Annotated in this window: 5 protein-coding genes; 2 read left to right on the top strand and 3 right to left on the bottom strand. The window is 70.9% G+C overall.

Features of this window, described 5'->3' with window-relative positions; genetic code table 11:
* The 3 genes from ACLFOB_RS13990 to ACLFOB_RS13980 form a co-directional block, all read right to left on the bottom strand.
* Positions 1-374 (bottom strand): acyl-CoA dehydrogenase family protein (locus ACLFOB_RS13990; RefSeq protein WP_410926476.1); only part of this gene is annotated, 374 nt, incomplete at its 3' end.
* A 70-nt stretch (positions 375-444) separates the two neighbouring features.
* Positions 445-1650: a DegT/DnrJ/EryC1/StrS family aminotransferase gene (locus tag ACLFOB_RS13985; protein WP_410926475.1), complete on the bottom strand. Its 1206-nt coding sequence runs from the start codon at positions 1648-1650 to the stop codon at positions 445-447.
* 38 nt (positions 1651-1688) lie between these two features.
* Entirely contained in the window at positions 1689-2354 is a 666-nt protein-coding gene (locus ACLFOB_RS13980; protein WP_410917922.1) for an HAD-IA family hydrolase, read from the bottom strand.
* Positions 2355-2474: 120 nt separating this feature from the next.
* On the opposite strand from ACLFOB_RS13980, the gene glmU reads away from it, so the two are divergent.
* Positions 2475-3818, top strand: a complete 1344-nt coding sequence (glmU, locus tag ACLFOB_RS13975) for a bifunctional UDP-N-acetylglucosamine diphosphorylase/glucosamine-1-phosphate N-acetyltransferase GlmU (RefSeq protein WP_410917921.1) — start codon at positions 2475-2477, stop codon at positions 3816-3818.
* Positions 3819-3821: 3 nt separating this feature from the next.
* On the top strand, positions 3822-5611 hold a 1790-nt coding region (glmS, locus tag ACLFOB_RS13970; RefSeq protein WP_410926474.1), incomplete at its 3' end, for a glutamine--fructose-6-phosphate transaminase (isomerizing).

Raw genomic sequence — 5611 nt, 5'->3', positions numbered from 1 at the left:
ACATGCTCGCCCGAGACGAGCCGCGGCAGGTATTTCCGGCGCTGCTCCTCGGTGCCGTTGAGGCGGATCTGGTTGACGCAGAGGTTGGAGTGCGCGCCATAGGACAGGCTGACCGAGGCAGAGGCGCGGGCAATCTCCTCGACCGCCACGACATGCGCCAGATACCCCATTCCCGCGCCGCCATAGTCCTCCTCGACCGTGATGCCCAGCAGGCCAAGCTCTCCCATCTCGCGCCACAGGTCGTGCGGAAAGACGTTGTCGCGGTCGATCTGCGCGGCCAATGGCTTTACCCGCTCCTGCGCCCAGCGGTGGACGGTGTCGCGAAGCGCCTCGACATCCTCGCCAAGGTCGAAGCGCATGGAGGCCGTGAACATCGCCTCTCCTCCCCCTGATTGAACAGTTGTTCAATACTACCCGGCCGGCGGCCCGGTCAACCGCCTGCCGCTATTCCGCCGCCGTGCGCCGCGCGCCCCGCGCGCCGACCTCTTCCGACACGATACGCGCGATCTGCGCGCAGTCCGCGAGACTGAAGGTCAGCGGCAGCCGCATGTCCAGCAGGCCCGCCAGCACCCTGTCCGTCGCGGGCATCGGCGGCGCCGGCGCGTAGCGCCAGGACTCGTAGCGCGAGGTGAAGCCCACGGGCTCTTCGGCCCCGAACCACTTGAGCTCGACGCCCCGCGCCGCGCAGGCCGCGACCACCTCGGCCACCGCCTCTGCCGGCCAGTCCAGCAGAAGAAACTGGAAGGAAGAGCCGACGAAACGCTCCTCTTCCGGTCTTTCGATCAGGGTCAGTCCGGGAATGCCGCGCAGCCCCGCCTCCAGCACGCGATAGCGCGCAGTCCAGGCGGCGCACTTCTCGGGCAGGACCCGCAGTTGCGGGCGCAGGATCGCCGCGCGCAGGGTGTCCATCCGGCCCGAGACGTTGGGCGTCTCCCATTTCAGCCGCTCGAAGGCCTCGGGCGGGGGGGCGGCGCGATGCCGGTCATAAAGCATGTAGGACCCCGACAGCAGCACCATCCGCGCCGCCAGCTCTTCGTCGTCGGTCACGATCAACCCGCCCTCGCCCGAGTTCATGTGCTTGTAGGTCTGGGTGGAGTAGCAGCCGATCGCGCCGTGCCGCCCGGAGGGCACGCCGCGCCACGCTGCGCCCATGGTGTGCGCGCAATCCTCGATCACCGTCAGGCCCGCCGCGTCGCAGATCGCCGTCAGCCGGTCCATGTCCGCGATGTGGCCGCGCATGTGGCTGAGCAGCAGCACCCGCGCCTCGCCCGCCCTGGCCTCCAGCTCGTCAAGGTCGATGGTGAGCTCTTCGGTCACGCCCACATAGACGGGCCGCGCGCCGAGGCTGGCGATCGCGCCGGGCACCGGCGCGAGGGTGAAGGCATTGGTGAGCACCGGCTCGCCGGGGCCGACGCCCAGCGCGCGCAGGGCCGTGGCCATGGCATACCCGCCGCTCGCCACGGCAAGGCAGTAGCGCGCGCCGGTGAAGGCCGCGAAGTCCTCTTCCAGCAGCGCCACCTCGCCCGCCTCTCCGGGGGCGAGGTTGTAGCGGTGCAGCCGTCCGTGGCGCATCGCCTCGACCGCCGCCGCGATGCCCTCTTCCGGGATCGGCTCCTGCTGGGTGAAGCTGCCGGTGAAGCGCTCGGTCATGGCCCTTCAATGACGCTGCGGCGCGCGCCCGTCAACGTCTATGGCAGCAGCCGCGTCACCACGTCGGGCAGTTCGTCGAAATGCCCGATCACCGCCTCGGGCTCCAGCGCGTGCACCGCATCGCCGCCCGGGCCGAAGGTGACGAGGACGGAAGGAACCCCCGCCGCGCGCGCCGTCTCGCGATCCGTCACCGTGTCGCCGATCAGCACGGAGCGCGCGGGGTCGCCGCCCGCACGCCGCACCGCCTCGCGCAGCGGCTCCGGGTCGGGCTTGCGCACCGCCAGCGTGTCGGCCCCCACCAGCGAGGCGAAGGCGTCGCGCACCCCCAGACGGGTCATCAGGAGTTCTGCCAGACGCTCGGGCTTGTTTGTGCAGATGCCCACGCGAAAGCCCGCGCCGCCCAGCGCCGCCACAGCCTCCATCGCGCCGGGATAGAGGCGGGTGTGGGTGTCGATCGCCTCGCCGTAAAGCGCCAGCAGGTCGGGATAATGCCGCTCCACCGCCGCCTCGTCGTCCTCGCGCCCCAGCCGCGCGAACCCCAGCCGCAGCATCGCCTTGCCGCCGCGCAGCGCGGTTGCGGCATCGCGCGCGGGGTCCAGCAGGTCGCTCGTGCCCATCGCGCGGAAACAGGCGTTGGCGGCGGCAATGAGGTCGCCGCTGGTGTCCGCGAGCGTGCCGTCGAGGTCGAAGATCACGGTGCGCACGCAGGCCTCCTTGTCACTTGGCGAAATCCTTGGTGAAGGCACGCCGCCTTGCGACATGCCACAAGAGCGGTAATACGGGACCGAGGCATTGGCAAAGAGAAACGGGCGAGAGGGGCGGCAATGGCCACGGCACTGGTTGTTCTGGCGGCCGGGATGGGCACGCGGATGCGCTCGGACCGGCCCAAGGTGCTGCACGAGGTCGCGGGCGCGCCGCTTATCGCGCACGCGCTGCGCGCGGGCCTCGCGCTCGCGCCCGAGCGCGTCGTGGTCGTGGCCGGCCCCGACATGGAGGCGGTCGCCGCCGCCGCGCACGAGGAGTGGCCAGAGGCCGGCATCGCAATACAGACGGAGCGGCTTGGCACGGCGCACGCGGTCGCGCAGGCCGCGCCCTTCCTGCAGGGCTTCGCGGGCGACGTCGTGGTGCTCTACGGGGACACGCCCTTCATCCGGCCGGAGACGCTTTCCGCGATGGCGGACGCGCGGGCGCGGGCGGAGGTGGTGGTGCTGGGCTTCGAGCCGGCCGATCCGGCCCGCTACGGGCGGCTCGTCACCGAGGGCGAGGACCTGCTGCGCATCGTCGAATGGAAGGGCGCCACACCCGAAGAGCGCGAGATCAGGCTCTGCAATTCCGGCGTCATGGCCGCGCCCGCGGAGCTTCTGCTGCCGCTGCTGGATCAGGTGCAGCCGGCGCCCTCGTCAGGCGAATACTACCTGACCGACGTGGTGGCGCTTGCCCGCGCGGGCGGCGCGCGCGCCTCGGTCGTGCTGGGCACCGAGGCGGAGATGATGGGCGTGAACTCCCGCGCGGACCTCGCCGCGGCAGAGGCAGCCTTTCAGGCGCGCGCACGGGCTGACCTGCTGGAAACGGGCGTGACGCTCACCGCGCCCGACACGGTGATGCTGTCGCATGACACCGTGATCGGGCGCGACGCTTTGGTGGAGCCCTACGTCGTCTTCGGCCCCGGCGTCACGGTCGAGACCGGCGCCACGATCCGCGCCTTCAGCCATCTGGAGGGCGCCCATGTGTCGCGCGGGGCGGTGGTGGGCCCCTATGCCCGGCTGCGGCCGGGCGCGGAACTGGCAGAGGACGCCCGCGTGGGCAATTTCGTCGAGGTCAAGAACGCCACGCTTGCAGAAGGGGTGAAGGTCAACCACCTGAGCTATGTGGGCGACGCGGCGATCGGGGCGGGCACCAACGTGGGCGCCGGAACGATCACCTGCAACTACGACGGCGTTTCCAAGCACCGGACCGAGATCGGCGCACGCGCCTTCATCGGGTCGGACACCATGCTGGTCGCGCCGGTGCGTGTGGGCGAAGGCGCGATGACCGGCTCGGGCTCGGTCATCACCGAGGACGTGCCAGACGGTGCGCTGGCGCTGGGCCGGGCGCGGCAGGTGACCAAGCCGGGCTTCGCGGCCCGCCTGATGGACATCCTGCGCGCGCGCAGCGGCAAGGGGGCCTGAGCCATGTGCGGCATCGTCGGAATCCTCGGCAATCATGAGGTAGCGCCCATCCTGGTCGAGGCGCTGCGCCGGCTCGAATACCGCGGCTACGACAGCGCAGGCATCGCGACGCTGAACGAGGACGGACATCTCGACCGCCGCCGCGCCGTCGGCAAGCTGGTCAACCTGTCGGACCTTCTGGTGCGCGAGCCGCTCCGCGGCTCCGCCGGCATCGGGCATACCCGCTGGGCCACGCATGGCGCGCCCACCGAGGCAAACGCGCATCCGCACCGCGCCGGGCCTGTCGCCGTCGTGCACAACGGCATCATCGAGAACTATCGCGCGCTGCGCGCGGAACTCGCCGCCGACGGCGCGGAGTTCGCGACCGAGACCGACACAGAAACCGTCGCGCTGCTGACCGAGCGGCACATGGCGCAGGGCATGGGTCCTGTCGAGGCCGCGGATGCCACACTGCGCCGGCTCGAGGGTGCCTTTGCCCTGCTCTTCCTCTTCGAGGGCGCGCCGGACCTGATGGTGGCGGCACGGCGCGGCAGCCCGCTGGCCATCGGCTGGGGCGAGGGAGAGATGTTCGTGGGCTCGGACGCCATCGCGCTCGCACCGATGACGGACCGCATCACCTATCTCGAAGAGGGCGACCGCGCGGTGGTGACGCGCAAGGGGGCCCGGATCGTCGATGCCGAGGGGCGCCGCGCCAACCGGCCCGTGCGCACCATCCGGGCAGAGGCCGCGCGGATCGACAAGGCCGGACACAAGCATTTCATGTCCAAGGAGATCGCCGAGCAGCCGCGCGCCATCGCCGCCGCGCTCGACGCCTGGCTCAGCGCCGACGGCGCCAGCCTGCACCTCCCCGACGAACTGGATTTCGCGGGCATCGAGCGGGTGCTGCTGATCGGCTGCGGCACGGCCTTCTACGCCTGCCTGACCGCGAAATACTGGTTCGAGCAGATCGCGGGCCTGCCCGCCGAGGTCGATATCGCCTCTGAATACCGCTACCGCGAGCCGCCGCTGGGCGCGGGCACGCTGGCCGTCTTCGTCAGCCAGTCGGGCGAGACGGCGGATACGCTGGCCGCGCTGCGCCACGTCGCGGGACGGGCCGCGCGCATCGTCTCGGTCACGAACGTCGCCGAAAGTTCCATCGCGCGCGAGGCCGACCTGGACCTGCAGATTCATGCAGGCCCCGAGATCGGCGTCGCCTCGACCAAGGCCTTCACCTGCCAGTTGACCGTGCTGCTGCTGATGGCGCTGCGCGCCGCCGAGGCGCGCGGGGCGCTGGACAGGGACGCGCTGTCGGACCGGCTGTCGGCGCTCCGCGCGCTGCCGGCGCAGATCACCGGCGCGCTCGACATCGAGGCCGCGCTGCAGGAGGCCGCGCTGCGGCTGGCAGAAGCGCGCGACGTGCTCTTCCTGGGCCGCGGCCTGATGTATCCCCTGGCGCTGGAGGGCGCTCTGAAGCTGAAGGAAATCAGCTACATCCACGCTGAAGCCTATGCCTCGGGCGAACTCAAGCACGGACCCATCGCGCTGATCGACAAGACCGTGCCGGTTGTGGTCATGGCACCGCGCGACGGCATTTTCGACAAGACCGTGTCGAACATGCAGGAGGTCATGGCGCGCGGCGGGCAGGTGCTGCTGATCACCGACGCCGCAGGTGCCGAGGCAGCGGGCGACGAGGTCTGGCGGCGGATCGTGGTCCCCACGGTGCACCCGATGCTGACACCGATCCTCTACGCGATCCCCGCGCAGCTTCTGGCCTATCACACCGCCGTGGCGAAGGGGACGGACGTGGACCAGCC

Origin of the sequence: Rhodosalinus sp. (assembly GCF_046542825.1) — a bacterium.
Classification (GTDB): domain Bacteria; phylum Pseudomonadota; class Alphaproteobacteria; order Rhodobacterales; family Rhodobacteraceae; genus Rhodosalinus.
Note: the sequence above shows the minus strand (reverse complement) of the source record. Positions and strands in the feature narration are given on the sequence as shown.

Coding starts and splice junctions, on each gene's coding strand:
- ACLFOB_RS13985 (WP_410926475.1), bottom strand. CDS start 1,650: ATGACCGAGCGCTTCACCGGCAGCTTCACCCAGCAGGAGCCGATCCCG.
- glmU (WP_410917921.1), top strand. CDS start 2,475: ATGGCCACGGCACTGGTTGTTCTGGCGGCCGGGATGGGCACGCGGATG.